This window comes from Neisseria sp. 27098_8_139 (assembly GCF_041433195.1).
In the GTDB taxonomy this organism is placed as follows: domain Bacteria; phylum Pseudomonadota; class Gammaproteobacteria; order Burkholderiales; family Neisseriaceae; genus Neisseria; species Neisseria subflava.
Genome location: NZ_JAPWBA010000021.1, coordinates 1 through 16,312 on the forward strand (window position 1 = coordinate 1; position 16,312 = coordinate 16,312).

General features: G+C 49.6%; 14 protein-coding genes, 1 pseudogene and 1 riboswitch. Of the genes and pseudogenes, 9 read left to right on the forward strand and 6 right to left on the reverse strand.

Features of this window, described 5'->3' with window-relative positions:
• Window positions 1-402: integrase core domain-containing protein (locus O3660_RS11075; RefSeq protein ID WP_371464980.1), on the forward strand; the 402-nt coding region annotated here is incomplete at its 5' end.
• A 511-nt stretch (window positions 403-913) separates the two neighbouring features.
• On the opposite strand, the gene ilvE is transcribed toward O3660_RS11075, so the two are convergent.
• Window positions 914-1,912, reverse strand: coding sequence for a branched-chain-amino-acid transaminase (gene ilvE, locus O3660_RS11080; protein WP_371464981.1), 999 nt, complete (start codon window positions 1,910-1,912; stop codon window positions 914-916).
• A gap of 214 nt (window positions 1,913-2,126) precedes the next feature.
• On the opposite strand from ilvE, the gene O3660_RS11085 reads away from it, so the two are divergent.
• Window positions 2,127-2,450, forward strand: coding sequence for a lipopolysaccharide assembly LapA domain-containing protein (locus tag O3660_RS11085; protein ID WP_049328701.1), 324 nt, complete (start codon window positions 2,127-2,129; stop codon window positions 2,448-2,450).
• 25 nt (window positions 2,451-2,475) lie between these two features.
• Window positions 2,476-3,645: a lipopolysaccharide assembly protein LapB gene (gene lapB, locus O3660_RS11090; RefSeq protein ID WP_003745547.1), complete on the forward strand. Its 1,170-nt coding sequence runs from the start codon at window positions 2,476-2,478 to the stop codon at window positions 3,643-3,645.
• A gap of 123 nt (window positions 3,646-3,768) precedes the next feature.
• Here lapB and O3660_RS11095 read toward each other — a convergent pair whose 3' ends face one another.
• The 3 genes from O3660_RS11095 to O3660_RS11105 form a co-directional block, all read right to left on the reverse strand.
• The gene (locus tag O3660_RS11095) at window positions 3,769-4,266 is read right to left on the reverse strand and encodes a thioredoxin family protein (RefSeq protein WP_371464982.1); all 498 of its coding nucleotides are present in this window, start codon (window positions 4,264-4,266) and stop codon (window positions 3,769-3,771) included.
• A gap of 3 nt (window positions 4,267-4,269) precedes the next feature.
• Entirely contained in the window at window positions 4,270-7,569 is a 3,300-nt protein-coding gene (gene recC / locus O3660_RS11100; protein ID WP_371464983.1) for an exodeoxyribonuclease V subunit gamma, read from the reverse strand.
• A 278-nt stretch (window positions 7,570-7,847) separates the two neighbouring features.
• Window positions 7,848-8,723, reverse strand: coding sequence for a lysophospholipid acyltransferase family protein (locus O3660_RS11105; RefSeq protein ID WP_371464984.1), 876 nt, complete (start codon window positions 8,721-8,723; stop codon window positions 7,848-7,850).
• 108 nt (window positions 8,724-8,831) lie between these two features.
• Window positions 8,832-8,942, forward strand: a riboswitch (SAM-I-IV-variant riboswitch).
• Window positions 8,943-9,115: 173 nt separating this feature from the next.
• Between O3660_RS11105 and metK the strand changes: the two genes are divergently transcribed.
• The 6 genes from metK to O3660_RS11135 all read left to right on the forward strand — a co-directional run bounded on the left by metK (window position 9,116) and on the right by O3660_RS11135 (window position 14,933).
• Window positions 9,116-10,285, forward strand: coding sequence for a methionine adenosyltransferase (gene metK / locus O3660_RS11110; protein ID WP_371464985.1), 1,170 nt, complete (start codon window positions 9,116-9,118; stop codon window positions 10,283-10,285).
• Window positions 10,286-10,394: 109 nt separating this feature from the next.
• On the forward strand, window positions 10,395-10,715 hold the full coding sequence (locus O3660_RS11115) for an accessory factor UbiK family protein (protein ID WP_003684455.1): 321 nt from the start codon (window positions 10,395-10,397) through the stop codon (window positions 10,713-10,715).
• Between the two features lie 13 nt (window positions 10,716-10,728).
• Entirely contained in the window at window positions 10,729-12,225 is a 1,497-nt protein-coding gene (locus tag O3660_RS11120; protein WP_049351010.1) for a YifB family Mg chelatase-like AAA ATPase, read from the forward strand.
• A gap of 154 nt (window positions 12,226-12,379) precedes the next feature.
• Window positions 12,380-13,411, forward strand: coding sequence for an SPOR domain-containing protein (locus tag O3660_RS11125; RefSeq protein ID WP_049351009.1), 1,032 nt, complete (start codon window positions 12,380-12,382; stop codon window positions 13,409-13,411).
• Between the two features lie 11 nt (window positions 13,412-13,422).
• The gene (locus O3660_RS11130; RefSeq protein ID WP_049351017.1) at window positions 13,423-14,064 is read left to right on the forward strand and encodes a thiol:disulfide interchange protein DsbA/DsbL; all 642 of its coding nucleotides are present in this window, start codon (window positions 13,423-13,425) and stop codon (window positions 14,062-14,064) included.
• A 44-nt stretch (window positions 14,065-14,108) separates the two neighbouring features.
• On the forward strand, window positions 14,109-14,933 hold the full coding sequence (locus O3660_RS11135; protein WP_049328710.1) for an undecaprenyl-diphosphate phosphatase: 825 nt from the start codon (window positions 14,109-14,111) through the stop codon (window positions 14,931-14,933).
• A gap of 82 nt (window positions 14,934-15,015) precedes the next feature.
• Here the strand turns inward: O3660_RS11135 and O3660_RS11140 are convergent, their stop codons facing one another.
• Together O3660_RS11140 and O3660_RS11145 are read right to left on the reverse strand one after the other, a co-directional pair.
• Complete coding sequence (locus O3660_RS11140) at window positions 15,016-15,510, reverse strand: type IV pilin protein (RefSeq protein WP_308112273.1); 495 nt, start codon at window positions 15,508-15,510, stop codon at window positions 15,016-15,018.
• 196 nt (window positions 15,511-15,706) lie between these two features.
• Window positions 15,707-16,109 (reverse strand): annotated as a pseudogene (locus O3660_RS11145) (transposase); the annotation flags it as partial.
• Window positions 16,110-16,312: the final 203 nt, after the last annotated feature.

Genomic DNA, 16,312 nt, shown 5'->3' on the forward strand with positions numbered 1-16,312 from the left:
GCCGCCATTTTGCCGGACAAAACTGCAGACAGTGCCGCCAAGTTTCTGACTGGACACCTGATTGATCCCTGTCCATACCTGATTGAGTGCGTTTACTCCGACAACGGTACGAAATATAAAGGCTCGGCCAACCATGCTTTCGGTGTAGCCTGTTATGAGAACGGGATTGGTCAAAAGTTTACCCGGGTTGCCCGTCCGCAGACCAACGGTAAGGCGGAACGGGTTATCCGCACCCTGATGGAGATGTGGCATGAGAAACAGTTGTTTGACAGTCCGGAACACCGGCGAAAGGAGTTGTGCCGCTTTGTTAATTTCTATAACACTGTGAAGCCGCACCGCAGTTTGAACGGCGATACGCCGTTTGAGGTCTTGCAGTCTTATTTTTCTCAACCTGTGGTGTAAACAACGCAACGTTTTCCTACAGATGACTTTTATAGGCAATCTGTCCGCGTACCATGTATCCGGTTATTTTTGACGGAAATGTATCAGAGTCCCTTTTTAATTGATTAGTTCATCCAAAGTTAAGTTATTTTTGATTTTTATAGCAAAATAAAAATGGTTTTATCTTGTATTGTTTTCCTTTTTGGCGTGACAGAGTTAATCCCGCGAAGCCAAAAAGGAGGGGAATTCTAATACAATATGTTTTTAGCATTCCTAATTTAACTAAATTTACAAAATATACAAAATAAATATCTATAAATGTTTTTAACTTCATCGAAAAATCAATAAAATTTGATATTTCCAATATGTATTTTTACAACATAATTGCGCATTATATACCGATTATCCTAAAATACTACCGTTTATTTGAAAAATTTAGTATTTTATTATTGCTTTCACCATCTAAAAACCAATAAAAAAAGGCCGTCTGAAAAAATATTTCAGACGGCCTTTTTTATTGAATGCGTTCTATTTAACAAACTTCGACCAACCAGCCGTGTTTATCTTCTGTCAAACCATATTGAATGTCGGTAATCGCCTTACGGATTGCGTAACCGCGCTCTTGGCTCTTCACTTCGATTTCTTTGCCATCAATCACGAAAGAAGTTACCGGAGAAATGACCGCAGCCGTACCGGTCAGAATTGCCTCTGCGCCATTTTCCACAGCTGCTTTCAGCTCATCAACGGTAAAGTTGCGCTCGGTAATGGTGTAGCCCAAATCTTTGGCAACAGTCAGCACGGAATCACGGGTAACGCCGTGCAGGAATTCATCTGTCAACGGTTTGGTAATGATTTCATCGCCGTTAATCAGGATAAAGTTAGACGCACCGGTTTCCTGAACGTCGCCATTCGGACAGAACAACACTTGGTTTGCGCCATATTCGGCTTTGGCTTTCAACACCCAAGGCATGGCGGAAGCGTAGTTGCCGCCACATTTCACACGGCCCATATGTGGGGCGCAACGGATATGTTCGGTTTCCACCAAGATTTTAACGGGCGAACCAGCTTTGAAATAGTCGCCGACAGGAGAAGCCAGAATGTACAGCAAAGCCGTTTCAGAAGGAGAACCGGCTTTACCAATCACAGGATCGGTACCGATCAAAGTCGGACGCAGGTACAACGCCGCTGGCGCATCAGGAATTTCTTCGGCAGAGCGTTTGACCAATTCAATCAAAGCATCCAAATAAGCCTCAGTTTCAGGGCGCGGCAGGTGCAAAATATCCGCACTTTGTTGCATGCGCGCGATATTGGCACTCGGGCGGAACATCACGATTTTGCCGTTTGCCTGACGAAATGCCTTCAAACCCTCAAAACATTCGCTGCCGTAATGCAAGGCATGCGCGCCGGGGGCGATTGTCAGGTCTTTGGAAGATTGCCACTCTACCGGCTGCCATTTACCTTCACGATAAGCGATAACGGGCATTTCAGCGTGAAAAACGCTGCCGAATACGGCTGGAACTGGTCTGCTCATGATGATTGCCTTTCTTATTCTGATGTGCAAAATAAATTAATTAAAGACTGAACAATACGCCTTTCAATATAGGTTTGACAAGTACCCGTCAGCATAAAGACACTGTCCCCCTGCCGTCTGAAACATGCCGTCCTATCCGAAATCCGGCAAATCGTTTAAACTGATACCATTTTTCAGACGGCCTGCCCCAACCGCAGCCAACCCGGAGTAACCCATGAAACTCATCTCTACCATCATCAAAATCCTGATTCTTCTTGTTTTCCTCCTGCTGGCCATCACCAATACCCACACTGTATCCTTCTTCTACCTGCCCGGCCAAAACATCAATCTGCCGCTGATTGTCGTACTTTTCGGTGCATTTATTATCGGTATCGTGTTCGGTATGTTTGCCCTCTTCGGCCGTCTGCTGTCCCTGCGCAGCGAAAACAACCGTCTGCGCGCCGAAGTGAAAAAACATGCCCACCTTTCCGAAAAAGACCTGACTCCGGTCAAAACCGAAACACCGGCAACGACTTCCGAAGCCACTCCCAAAGCGTAACGCCACCAATCAATAAAGGAATACCATGGACAACGAATTGTGGGTCATCTTACTGCCCATCGTCCTCCTCCCCGTTTTCTTCGCTATGGGCTGGTTTGCCGCGCGCGTCGATATGAAGACCGTCCTGAAACAGGCCAAAAGCATACCGGCAGGCTTTTACAAAAGCCTTGATGCCCTCGTTGACCGCAACAGCGGCCGCGCCGCGCGTGAATTGGCGGAAGTGATTGACCAACAGCCGCAGTCATACGACTTAAACCTGACCCTAGGCAAGCTCTACCGTCAGCGCGGCGAAAACGACAAAGCCATCAATATGCACCGCGCCCTGCTCGATTCGCCCGACACAGTCAACGAAAAACGCGCGCGCGTGCTTTTTGAACTGGCGCAAAACTACCAAAGCGCAGGCTTGGTGGATCGTGCCGAACAAATCTTCCTCGGCTTGCAGGAAGGCGATATGGCACGCGAAGCCCGCCAACACCTTTTGAGCATCTACCAACAAGACCGCGACTGGGAAAAAGCCATCGAAATGGCGCAGCTCTTGAGCCATGACGAACAAACCTACCAGTTTGAAATCGCCCAGTTTTATTGCGAAATCGCCCAAGCCGCGCTGTTCAAATCCAACTTCGACACCGCACGCTACAACATCGGCAAAGCACTCGAAGCCAACAAAAAATGTACGCGCGCCAACATCATTCTCGGCGACATTGAATACCGTCAGGGCAACTTCCCTGCCGCAGTGGAAGCGTATTCCGCCATCGAGCAGCAAAACCATGCCTATTTGAGCATGGTCGGCGAGAAACTCTATGAAGCCTATGCCGCGCAAGGCAAGCAGGAAGAAGGCCTCAACCGCCTTATCGGCTATATGCAAACCTTCCCCGATCTTGACCTGATCAACGTCATCTACGAGAAGGCCCTGTTGCTCAAAGGCGAAACCGAAGCGGCGCAAATCGCTGTCGAACTCGTCCGCCAAAAACCCGACCTCAACGGCGTGTACCGCCTGCTTGGCTTGAAACTCAGCAGTATGAATCCGGAGTGGAAAGCCGATACCGATATGATTCGTTCTATTATCGGCCGCCAGCTGCAGAAAAGCGTTATGTACCGCTGCCGCAACTGCCACTTCAAATCCCAAGTCTTCTTCTGGCACTGCCCTGCCTGCAACAAATGGCAAACCTTTACGCCGAATAAAATCGAGATTTAATAAAGCGTTAAGCATCAAAAAAGGCCGTCTGAAATCTTTTCAGACGGCCTTTTTATTACAAAGCAAAATATCAAAGCGGTTCAAAACACAGCCTTACACACCAGCAATATCTGCTCAACACCGCTACTCTGCCCATGCCAACGCCGCTACAATCTGAGCCTCAATATCGGCATTAAACTCGCCGGCACGGTACGCATCGCGCAATTCCGTGCGCCGGGTTTCATCTGCCGCAATTTGGTTCAATATCACTTGCGGAAATTCGTTAAACACAGGCCCAGCCTCTTCATGCCCCATCAAAAACAGCGCAGGGATTTTTTGATTGGCGCGGACGATTTCCTGTTGGCGCGGATTCTCAAAACGGCTGCTGTCGTCAAAATCGTTGCGGGCAATATAGTTGACGCGGATATTGGGGTTCAACTCCGCTATTTTTTGAATAAACGGCACAAACACGCGGCAATCAGGGCAATATGGTGCAGCGGCAAGCAGCCAGTTTTGCGGACGGCTGATCTTTTCAACCGCCGCTACCGTTTGCGCCGACAGCTCGGTCGCCTGATAGAGTTGCTGCTGTTTCAATTTGTCTTCTTCAGTATCAAAATCCAAATATTCTGCATAAGTGGCCATGCTTTACTCCTGTTCTATTGCATTGGTTTTCCCTGCCACTCCGGTCAAAAGCGGAACAAGCAGATTGACGATGAGGTTTTCAAATAGCGGCTCATCAAGAGGCGATTCGTCCGAATGGCCAAACACCAGCTTCACTTCGGTATATTCTTTCTGCCCTTTGCTCATTTTGTTGCCGTTAAAAACATCATGGGCTTTTCTCAAGACAGCATCCCAATCCTCTTTTTTGTTGTACTCCTCCGCAGCGGCAAGACTGGTTTTGGCAAAAAACGGCAAGGGGGTATTTTGTCCGATTCGGAAATATACCAGCCATTCTTTTAAAAGTTCTTTTGCTGTTTGTTGCTCGATGGCGGCATAGGTTTCGGTCTGCCCCAAGCTGACAATATGGGTTTGTCGGTTTGCAACGGATTTAGGGGCGACGGCACAAAAAATCAAATGCTCCAATAAACGGGCAATGCGGTTGGGCGCATTGTCTTTTTGATTTAGGAACACAATGCGGCCGCATTCGTAAAGATTGCCGATGGTGCCTTGTAAAACCAAGTCGTCAAAGTGTGCCTCATAAGGTTCAGACGGCCTTTTGTCACTGCGTATCAGCTCGGCATCTACGTTTTTCGCAGATATTTGATACTGCTTCTGCCACAAACCGCCCAACTCGCCCACCGGCATTAGGCTTTCGGCATTCAGCCGAATGGCCGTATCTTCAAAATCTTCCCCTTTGCGCCGTGCATCCAAATAGGCATCGGCAATCCGACCCTCATGTTGCGGCTCAAACGGTTCGGCAGACTCCCATGCGCCGTCCAGATACGGTTGATCCCAGCTTAAATTTTTCTTCAGCCAAACTTTGACAGGGTTGCGCCAAAAACCGACAAGCTCGCCCTGCTGAATGGTTTTGCCCGGCTCTTCCTGACTTAAGGCCTCAAGGAAAAACGGCTGCGCTTCCGCTTGCGGTTGGTTCAACGCATCGGCGTAATCTTGGCGCGTACTGAAGAGGCCGTCTGAAAGCGCGTCTTTTTGGAAATAACGGCGCGAAAACGCCTGCAAAGGATGATGTTTCACCCATTTCTCCGACAACTCGCGCCCGCTTTTCCCCGTCATGGCGGCAATGGTATCCAGCAGCTCGCTGATTAACGAAGACGGCGCGAACTCGGCATCATTGCGTATATCGCGGCCGATATAAGACAAATACAGCATTTCGCGCGCGCTGATTAAGGCTTCCAGGAAGAGATAACGGTCGTCGTCGCGGCGGGCGCGGTCGCCTTTTTTCGGATATTTGGCAATCAGGTCGAACACCGCCGCTTTGGTATTGCGCGGAAAATCGCCATCATTCAAACCCAACAGGCAAACCATTTTAAACGGCAGGCTGCGCATCGGCACCATACTGCAAAAAGTAATGCCGCCGCTCAAAAATCCGGCTTGGCTTTCGCTGTCCAAAAAGCGGCGGATATGGCGGATAACGGTTTTACACGACAACAATCCGTCAAATTCGGCCAACTGCGCCTCTTCCTGCCATTTCGCCAAAGACTGCTCAAACTGCTGTTTCGCGTATTGGTCGTCCGTATCCGGAGCAAACAGTTTCTCCAGCAAATCGCGGCAACGCTGCACCCAGCCTTCCACATCGGCAGGCTCTTGCCATTGCGCCGCCATATCGGCCAAAGTGCGGATAAATTCGGCAAAACCGCTGAACACGTCCAGCTGATTGACGTTGCTATGCCACGCGCTCACGCCCTGCCACATGCCGTTGCCGCCTTCGGGCAACATCCAGCCCAAGGCCAAACGCTCTACCGCCTGCTGCCAAGTAAAGAGGTTGTCTTTGCCCTCACGCATGGTTTGGTCCAAACCCCAATGCACATTCAATCCGGCAACAGTCTCATGCAGCAGCGGCACATCTTCCTCGCTCAAACCGAAACGTTGCAGTACCAACCGGCTTTCCAGCAAAGGCAAAACCTTATCCACTTCAAACCGGCTTTCCAGCAAGTCCAAAGTTTGCGCCAAAGCATACAGCAACGGCTGGCGGCGGCTGAGCTTCACATCCGAAATCGAATACGGCAAAGCCTGGCTGCCTGCGTGCGCCTGTCCAAAAACGGCTTCGATAAACGGGCTGTACGGCTCGATGTTCGGTGTCAACACGGCAATATCGTGCAGCTGCCAATCGGGATTATTTTGCAACACCAGCGACAGCTCTTCTTTCAAAATCTGCAATTCGCGCAAAGGGCTGTGTGCTGCAACGATTTTGACGGAACCGTCATTCAGCAGCTCGTCCGGCTCGACACACACTGGATTGCCGTCCGCATCGTGGACTTGAACCAAAACCGACTGCGCGCCTGCTTCGCCTTCTTCCTGTTGATACAAGCGTTCAGACGGCATGATTAAGTTTTGGATATCGTTTTGCAGGCAATGCAACAAGGTATCGTCTTTTCCCTCTTCATAAACCTGAATATCCTGCTCGGTTTCCACTTCCGACAGAAAATCAAAGAAATCGCGCCCCTGCTTGCCCAAAGAAGCCAACAGCGGATGTCCTGCCTGCGACAAATCCGCCTCATCGCCCCTTTTCAAAATCTGCGCCTCGTCGATAACCTCGCCCCAATACTGGCTGCTCGGATTAAGCGCGAACACAAACACATCACAATGCTTGGAAATTTGGTGCAGTAGTTGCAGATACATCGGCGCCATTGTCGAAATGCCGAATACAAACAACCTTTGCGGCAAGACTGATTTATCCAACTGCGCCAACAGCTTTTCCCACAAGGCCACGCGGTGCGGCGCAGATTGGCTGCCATCGTCCAAATAACGCCACAGCCGCGCCTGCCAATCCTCATCATCGCCCAAACCCAGCAGCTTCCCAGCCTGCCACGCATCAATCCAGTCCGGGCGGTACACCAAATATTGGTCAAAAATATCCGCCATCTGTCCGGCAAGCTGATAATCCGCCGATGCCGAGCTGTGCAAATAACTTTCCAGCTTCAGGCGCACGTTTTCGTATTCCGGTGCCGTCTGAAACGCTTCGCTGCGGAACAAATCCAGCAAACGCCAACGCATGACTTCAGGTGAAAACGGACTGAGCGGCGGCACATCGGGAACCAATTTGCGCATCAGCTGCCACGCCAAACCGGCAGGCAGGCTGAACTTCAAATTCGCCGCCACGCCGAGTTCGCGCGCGAAAAACACATTCAGATAACGCCGCATACCCTGGCTCTGCACCACCACTTCTTCCTGCGCCAATACGGAATCCAAGGGCGAAGCCTGATGAATACGCGCGCACATTTCGGCAAGCGATTCCAAACGGTCGGATTGAAAGAGATAAAACATGACATGCCATCAAAAAAACAATTACGCGCATTATAATGCCATCAGGGCAAACGGTTCAGCAGCGTATGAAAATAAAAGGCAAAAGATTACGGTAAAGGCCGTCTGAAACCGCTTTTCAGACGGTCTTTGCCATTTAAATATCGTGGACAGTGCAAACGCTAGGCTTTAATGTATTTCTTTTTGAACCTCGGCTTTGTTTAAGCCGAAAGAAAATCTTCTGAGTTCCCAACTAAAATAAAAACCTGCTTTCCTCAAAGCAGGTTTTGAATCTATCCCACTCAAGCAGGCGGCAACGGCGCGCCTTCGGGATGCTTGTAGCGATTGTACATAAACAAATATTGTTCCGGAAAACGGCGTATCCAATATTCGGTATTTTCATTGATCACGCGCGCATCGTTCTCCTTATCGCCGTTCAACTCACCGCGCAAAGGCTCGATGTGCAAGACAAAGCCTTTGCCATCGGGCAGACGCTCGCCGCAGAAAAACAAAGCCTTCACGCCTTTGACTTGCGCCAGCTTGCCCGCCAACGTCATGGTATAGGCAGGTTTGCCGAAAAAGTCCACCCACACGCCGTCGCCCCCTTCTTCGGGAGACGGTACATGGTCCGGCAAAACAATGGTCGCTTCGCCGCCGCGCAGAGCCTTAATAATTTGTTTGACGCCCTGAATACTGGTAGGCGCAGTCTTGCCTTTACCGCGCACGCGCCCCGCCTGCATCACCGCATCAAAAGCCTTGATTTTCGGCGGCTTATACATCGCCGTCAGCGGAAACGGCAGTTGCTGACTGATGTAGCGGCCCGCCAAATCATAGCTGCCGATGTGCGGCGTAATAAACAGCAAACCTTCGCCCGCACTCAAGGCCGTCTGAACATGTTCCCAACCGTTGACGCTGACAAACAGGTTCTCAATTTCCTCAGGCCGTCTGAAAAACGCCACCGGCAATTCCAAGCCGCCTTTTGCCGTTTCACGGAAAACTTTTTTCACCGCTTCATCCGTCGGGTTCAAACCGGCAAGTTTCATGTTTTCGAAAACACGCCGGCGATCTTTCGACAGCACGCAGAAACCCAAACTGCCCAGCAGATTGCCTAATTTGTGCAACCAAGCCAAAGGCAGAGCGGCCAAAAATTTAAAAACAAAGGTAACAAGCGTTTGCATAAGGTTTTACCAAAATGAAGTGGACAGATTGTAAACGAAACAGGCCGTCTGAACAAAACAGACTTCGGGCAAATATATTGCGGCACACCTGCTTTTCTGCTACTATCCGCACTGCATTAAGAGTTGGGAATTCCATGCCAACCTGCTTTTCAAACGGAAAGGTAAGGTGGACGGTTGAAAAACCGATGTGGCTCGCCAGAGCAATCCAAACCCGCTTAATGCGGGAATTTTTTTGCCTGTAAGAAACGCGCAACAGGATTCCGAAACAGCAGGCAAGTGCGAATGTTTCTCACTTGTATAGAGAAAAAGCGGAGTTTTTGTTATGATTTCCGCTGTCCGAAATAAAAGGCCGTCTGAAAACACAGCAGCCTGTTTTTAATGAAAGAATAGCAATGAGCGAATATCTGTTTACTTCCGAATCGGTATCCGAAGGCCATCCGGATAAAGTTGCCGACCAAGTATCCGATGCGATTTTGGATGCCATCTTGGCGCAAGACCCAAAAGCGCGTGTCGCCGCAGAAACCTTGGTCAACACAGGCTTGTGCGTATTGGCAGGCGAAATCACGACTACCGCCCAAGTGGACTACATCAAAGTCGCACGCGAAACCATCAAACGCATCGGCTACAACTCCTCCGAGCTGGGCTTTGATGCTACCGGCTGCGCAGTCGGCGTGTACTACGACCAACAATCTCCGGACATCGCCCAAGGCGTGAACGAAGGCGAAGGCATCGACTTAAACCAAGGCGCAGGCGACCAAGGTTTGATGTTCGGCTATGCCTGCGACGAAACCCCTACCCTGATGCCGTTTGCCATCTATTACAGCCACCGCCTGATGCAACGCCAAAGCGAATTGCGCAAAGACGGCCGCCTGCCTTGGCTGCGTCCTGATGCCAAAGCCCAACTGACCGTGGTTTACGACAGCAAAACCGGCAAAGTAAAACGCATCGACACCGTCGTCCTGTCTACCCAGCACGATCCGTCTATCGGTTACGAAGAGCTGAAAAACGCCGTGATCGAACACATCATCAAACCGGTTCTGCCGTCTGAACTGCTGACCGACGAAACCAAATACCTGATCAACCCGACCGGCCGCTTCGTTATCGGCGGCCCGCAAGGCGACTGCGGTTTGACCGGCCGTAAAATCATCGTCGATACCTACGGCGGTGCGGCTCCGCACGGCGGCGGCGCATTCTCCGGCAAAGACCCGTCCAAAGTGGACCGTTCCGCCGCTTACGCCTGCCGCTATGTTGCAAAAAACATCGTAGCCGCCGGTTTGGCAACCCAATGCCAAATCCAAGTTTCCTACGCCATCGGCGTTGCCGAACCGACTTCGATTTCCATCGATACCTTCGGTACAGGCAAAATCAGCGAAGAAAAACTGATTGCCTTAGTTCGCGAACATTTCGACCTGCGCCCCAAAGGCATCGTCCAAATGCTCGACCTCTTGCGCCCGATTTACAGCAAATCCGCCGCATACGGCCATTTCGGCCGCGAAGAGCCTGAATTTACTTGGGAGCGCACCGACAAAGCAGCCGCATTAAAAGCAGCCGCAGGCGTGTAAACTTCCGCATTTGAGGCCGTCTGAAAAGCAAAACGTTTTCAGACGGCCTTTTTCCTTATACAATAGCCACTTGAATTTCTATATACATTCTGAATAAAGGATACGGATTATGTTCGGCAAACAACTTTTTGAAGAAGTCAGCTCCAAAATCAGCGAAACCATCGCCAACAGCCCTGCCAAAGACATGGAAAAAAACGTTAAAGCCATGCTCGGCAGCGCGTTCAACCGCATGGATTTAGTGACCCGCGAAGAATTCGACATCCAACAACAGGTTTTGATTAAAACCCGTACCAAACTGGCCGAATTGGAAGCCCGTTTGGCCAAACTCGAAGCCGCTCAAGAGCCTGAAGAAGCTGCTTTGAAAGCTGCCGAAGCCGCTGCTGAAGAAGCTGTTGCCGAAATCAAACAACAAACCGAAGCTGCCGAATAAGGCCGTCTGAAACATGTCGCTTGCTTTGGTTTACAGCCGCGCCTTAAGCGGCATGAATGCGCCGTTGGTCGAAGTGGAAGCCCACCTTGCCAACGGCTTGCCACATTTCAATATCGTCGGTTTGCCTGATACTGAAGTCAAAGAAAGCCGCGACCGTGTGCGTGCCGCCATCATCCAAAGCGGCTTCGACTTTCCCGCCAAGAAAATTACCGTCAACCTCGCACCGGCCGACCTCCCAAAAGAATCCGGCCGTTTCGATTTGCCGATTGCCTTAGGCATTCTTGCCGCATCGGGACAAATCAACCCTGAAAAGCTCGCCCAATATGAGTTTGCCGGAGAATTGGCACTGTCCGGTCTGCTGCGTCCCGTACGCGGCGCGCTGGCCATGGCATGGCAAGGAATGCAGGCCGGCCGTTCGTTCGTCCTGCCGCAAGAAAATGCCGAACAGGCTGCCGTCATGCGCGGTATCGCGGTTTATGGCGCACGTTCTTTAGGTGAAGTGGCCGCGCATTTAAACGGTATCGAACCGTTGACACAAACTGAATGCAAGCTGACGCAAAGGCCCTCTGAACAAAGTAAAATTCCTGATTTAGCCGATGTTAAAGGCCAGCATACCGCACGCCTTGCTTTGGAAATCGCAGCGGCAGGCGGACACAGCCTGCTGATGATGGGTCCGCCGGGTACAGGCAAATCCATGCTTTCGCAACGTTTGCCCGGTATCCTCCCGCCTTTGACCGAAGACGAATTGGTCGAAGTATGGGCGTTGCGTTCTCTCCTACCCAACCATCAACAGCAACTCGACAGCAACCGTCCTTTCCGCAGCCCTCATCACAGCGCCAGCTCTGCTGCCATGGTCGGCGGCGGTTCAGACCCACGTCCGGGCGAAATCTCATTGGCACACCACGGTGTGTTGTTTTTAGACGAATTGCCCGAGTTTGACCGTAAAGTATTAGAAGTGTTGCGTGAACCTTTGGAAAACGGCGAAATCCATATTTCCCGCGCCGCACGCCAAGCTGTTTATCCGGCCAAGTTCCAACTTGTCGCCGCCATGAACCCCTGCCCTTGCGGCTATCTTGGTCATCCGTCCAAACCTTGCCGTTGCACGCCTGAAAGCGTTGCCCGCTACCGCAACAAAATTTCAGGGCCATTGCTCGACCGTATTGATTTAACCATCGAAGTACCCAGCCTTTCCGCTGCCGAGCTGATGCAACAGGAAGCTGGCGAATCCAGTGCCACCGTATTGAAACGCGTTACCGCCGCACGCAAAATCCAATACAACAGACAAGGCAAAGTCAATGCGGAACTGAGTGTCGGCGAGCTCGATGGCAAAGCCCGCATCCAAAAAGAAGCGCAAGAAGCCTTGGGAACCATGCTCGAAAAACTGTCCCTTTCCGCACGAAGTTTTCACCGCATCATGCGCGTCGCCCGTACACTGGCCGATTTGGCAGGCGACGAAGAAGTCAGCAAAACCCATGTGATGAAAGCCATCGGCTTCCGTCGCGCCCTTTAACTTTTCAGACGGCCTGAATCTTTATGTTTAAGTAAAACTAGAGTAAACAAAGCATCAGGATTTTGCCGTCCATAACGGTTATTGATAAAATATCGAATCCAAACTCAGACAGTCTCCCTTCAGACCGTCTGAACACATTATTACAAGGTAAGTCATGAAAAAATCTACACAATATGGCAAAGGCTTGGCCGGTTTCTTTTTCGGCCTGATACTGGCAACAGGTATTATTGCCGGTATTTTGTTCTTCTTGAACCAAGGCAACCAAAACGTTTTCAAAGAGCTGACTCAGCCTAAACAAAGCGAAGAACCTGAAATCCTGAAACCTCAGGACAAAGCAGAGAAACGCCCAGCTACCGACAATTCATCTACCCAAGCAGATGAAGAAAAAGCTCAAGCGGAAAAAGAAGCTCAGGAAAAAGCCGAACAAGCAGAACGTGAAGCTAAAGAAAAAGCAGAGAAAGCTGCTGCCGATAAAGCTGAACGCGAAGCTAAAGAAAAAGCTGAAAAAGCCGCCACTGATAAAGCCGAACGTGAAGCCAAAGAAAGAGCAGACAAAACTGATGCCGACAAAGCCGAACACGAAGCCAAAGAAAAAGCTGCAAAAACTGAAGCAGAAAAAGAAACTGCTAAGAAAAAACTGGCTGAGAAAAAAGCTGAGTTAGAGAAAAAACGCGCAGAAAAAGCCAAAGCGGAAAAAGAAACTACCGATAAAGCTGCTAAAGACAAAAAAGCAGTCGACCAACTGACTGCCAAACAAAAAGAGCGTGCCGAGCGCAAACTGGCCGAGAAAAAAGCGGCCGAAGCCAAGAAACAAAACAAGCCGACACCTGAGCAAATCCTCAACAGCGGCAGCATCGAAAAAGCACGTAAAGCAGCAAATGCCTCTGCAACAAAAGAAAGCAGCAACGCTGTAAGTAAACAGTCAGCAGAAAAAGCCGAAACAGCTGCCAACAGCGGTAAAAAAGCATTCCTGCAACTTGGTTCATATGCAGACCGCTCCAGCGCAGACTCACAACGTGCAAAATTGGCTATTTTAGGTGTTTCTTCAAGAGTGGTTGAATCGCAAAACGGCGACAAAACCATTTACCGAGTTCAAAGTAACACTATGCCGCAGGAAGCCGCTGTAAAACTGCAAAAAAACCTGCAAGGCCATAATATCAACAGCTTGATTCGTTCTACCAAATAATGGAATCACTGATGAAGCAGAGTATAAAACAAACCATTGCCGCACTCGGCCTGAGCCTGCTCAGTCTGAGTGCTCAGGCTGCTACCGAGGGCGTGGACTATACTGTCCTCAGTCGCCCTATCCCGCAGCAACAAGCCGGCAAAATTGAAGTGCTTGAGTTTTTCGGCTACTTCTGCGTCCATTGTTACCATCTCGATCCGGTTTTGTTGCAACACAGTAAAACCTTTGCTAAAGATGTTTCCTTACGGACGGAGCACGTCGTTTGGATGCCTGAAATGTTGGGTTTGGCCAAGGTTGCCGCAGCCGTTAATCTTTCAGGTTTGAAATATCAAGCTAATCCAGTCATCTTCAAAGCAGTTTACGAACAAAAAATCAACCTGGCCGATACCAATGTATTCCGATCATGGGTGGGTAAACAGACGAGTTTTGACAGTAAAAAACTGCTTCAAACCTACAATAGTCCTGCTGCCGCATCGGCTGCTGCAAAAATGCAGCAATTGACGGAAACTTATCGAATTGAAAACACACCAACTGTCATCGTCGGTGGAAAATACAAAATCAATTTCAACGGTACCGACTGGAAAGCAGGTATGAAAACCATAGACGAGCTCATCGTCAAAGTCCGCCGCGAACAATCCTCAAAACCACTTTAACTATTCAACAAAAGAAAGACGGCCTCAAGGCCGTCTGAAAACTTATGGACATTCTGATTTTATTTAAAGCACTTATTCTCGGTATTATCGAAGGTTTAACCGAGTTTCTCCCTATTTCCAGTACCGGTCACCTGATTGTATTCGGTGACTTAATGAACTTTCAAAGCAACGGAAAAGTATTTGAAATTGCTATTCAACTCGGTGCCGTATTAGCCGTCGTATTTGAATACCGCCAACGATTTACCCATATCATAAAAGGATTGGGTAAAGAACGAACAGCCAATCGCTTTGTACTGAATTTATTTATTGCCTTCATACCGGCTGCGGTTGTGGGGCTATTGTTCAGCAAACAAATCAAATTACACCTTTTCAACCCAATTACCGTTGCTACCATGCTGGTACTGGGTGGTTTCTTCATTTTATGGGTTGAAAAACGCCAAGCAAAAACCAAACCTAAAGTCAATCATGTAGATGATATGCGCCCAATCGACGCATTTGTTGTAGGATGCGCCCAAATTTGTGCCCTTATCCCTGGTACATCACGTTCAGGCAGTACCATCATGGGCGGTATGCTATGGGGACTGGAACGTAAAACAGCTACTGAGTTCTCATTCTTCCTTGCCGTACCGATGATGATTGCGGCAACAGGTTACGATATCTTAAAAAACTACAAACTCTTTACCTTGCAAGATGTCGGACAAATTGCTATCGGTTTTATCGCAGCATTTATCGCCGGTTTATTGGCAGTAAAAGCATTGCTGAAATTTGTCTCCAGTAAAAACTATGTGCCTTTTGCCTACTACCGTATTGTATTTGGTGGTCTGATTCTCCTTACTTGGATGCTGGGCTGGGTCAGCTGGAGCGAATAACCCATCTTCATTCACCAAAGGACGTTCCCACGCACGTCCTTTTCTTTTGCCCTTTTTTCTTTTATCCCTTCAGACAACCACTCTATGCGCCAAATGGTTTACACTCCGTATCATTACCCCTAAATATCTCCTCACCGTCCGTACAGCTGCCCTTCACCTTCATCTTCCCGCACACCACCGCCGTCAGCGACTCGTTCAAGCGCAACACCCTCGGTTCCGCCTCCCTGTCCAGCGCCACCGCCTTCAAAGTAAACTTCCCCTCCAAGATCCCCTTAGCCTGACCACTCATCCTGATACAGAAACCGCCCGCCTCCTTCACCGGCAACTCCGGCCATTTCGTCGACGTCAGCTTAAAGCTGCCCTTCTTCGTGTAGAACTGCTCCATAAAGCGCGCATTTTCCAGCAGGGCTGCATGAGCCGCACGCAGGTTGGCCGAGCGGACCGATTCCCGGTAGGCCGTAAATGCCACCGTCGCCAATATTGAAACCAACAACATCACCACCAACAGCTGTATCAAAGAGTAGCCCCTCTGCACAGTTGCCCTATTCCGTTTTCCATCAAATACATTTAAGTACATCTCTTTATTCCCTTTATCTTTTATATCCTCATCCGACAAGAGGCTATCCGAGACCTTTGCAAAAAAGCCCTTCCCTCGACAACCGAAACCCAAAAACAGGTTTTCGACTATTTCCCTCCCCAAATCACTCCTAATTCTACCCAAATGCCCCCTTAATCCTCCCTGGATACCCCATAATCAGGCATCCGGCCGCCTTTTAGGCAGCAACAGGCACACTTAGCCTGTTAGCCGCTTTCAACAGGTTTAAACACATCGCCTTCAGATGGCTTTGCGCGCTTACTTTGAGCAGACCAAAATAGGCTGCCCGGGCGTAGCGGAATTTACGGTGCAGCGTACCGAAGCTTTGTTCGACCACATAACGGGTTTTCGACAAATAATCGGTTACGTTTGGTTTGCGCTTCCGTCAGTGGACGGCTGCGGTGGGCTTTGCGCATAATGCCGTCCAGCAACCGATGTTCTTTCAGATGTTGTCGGTTTTCCGCGCTGTCATAGCCTTTGTCGGCATAGACGGTCGTATCTTCGGCTATACCTTCCAGCAAAGGCGACAGATGGGTGCACTCATGGGTATTGGCGGGAGTGATGTGCAATTTCTCGATATATAGTGGATTAAATTTAAACCAGTACGGCGTTGCCTCGCCTTGCCGTACTAATTGTACTGTCTACGGCTTCGTCGCCTTGCCCTGATTTAAATTTAATCCACTATAGCCTTCTTCATCGGTACGGGTATGTTGTTTGTAACCGAGTTTGTAGAGGCCGTTTTTCTTTATTCAACGGGCATAGCTGTCTTTACTCGGTGTGGTTT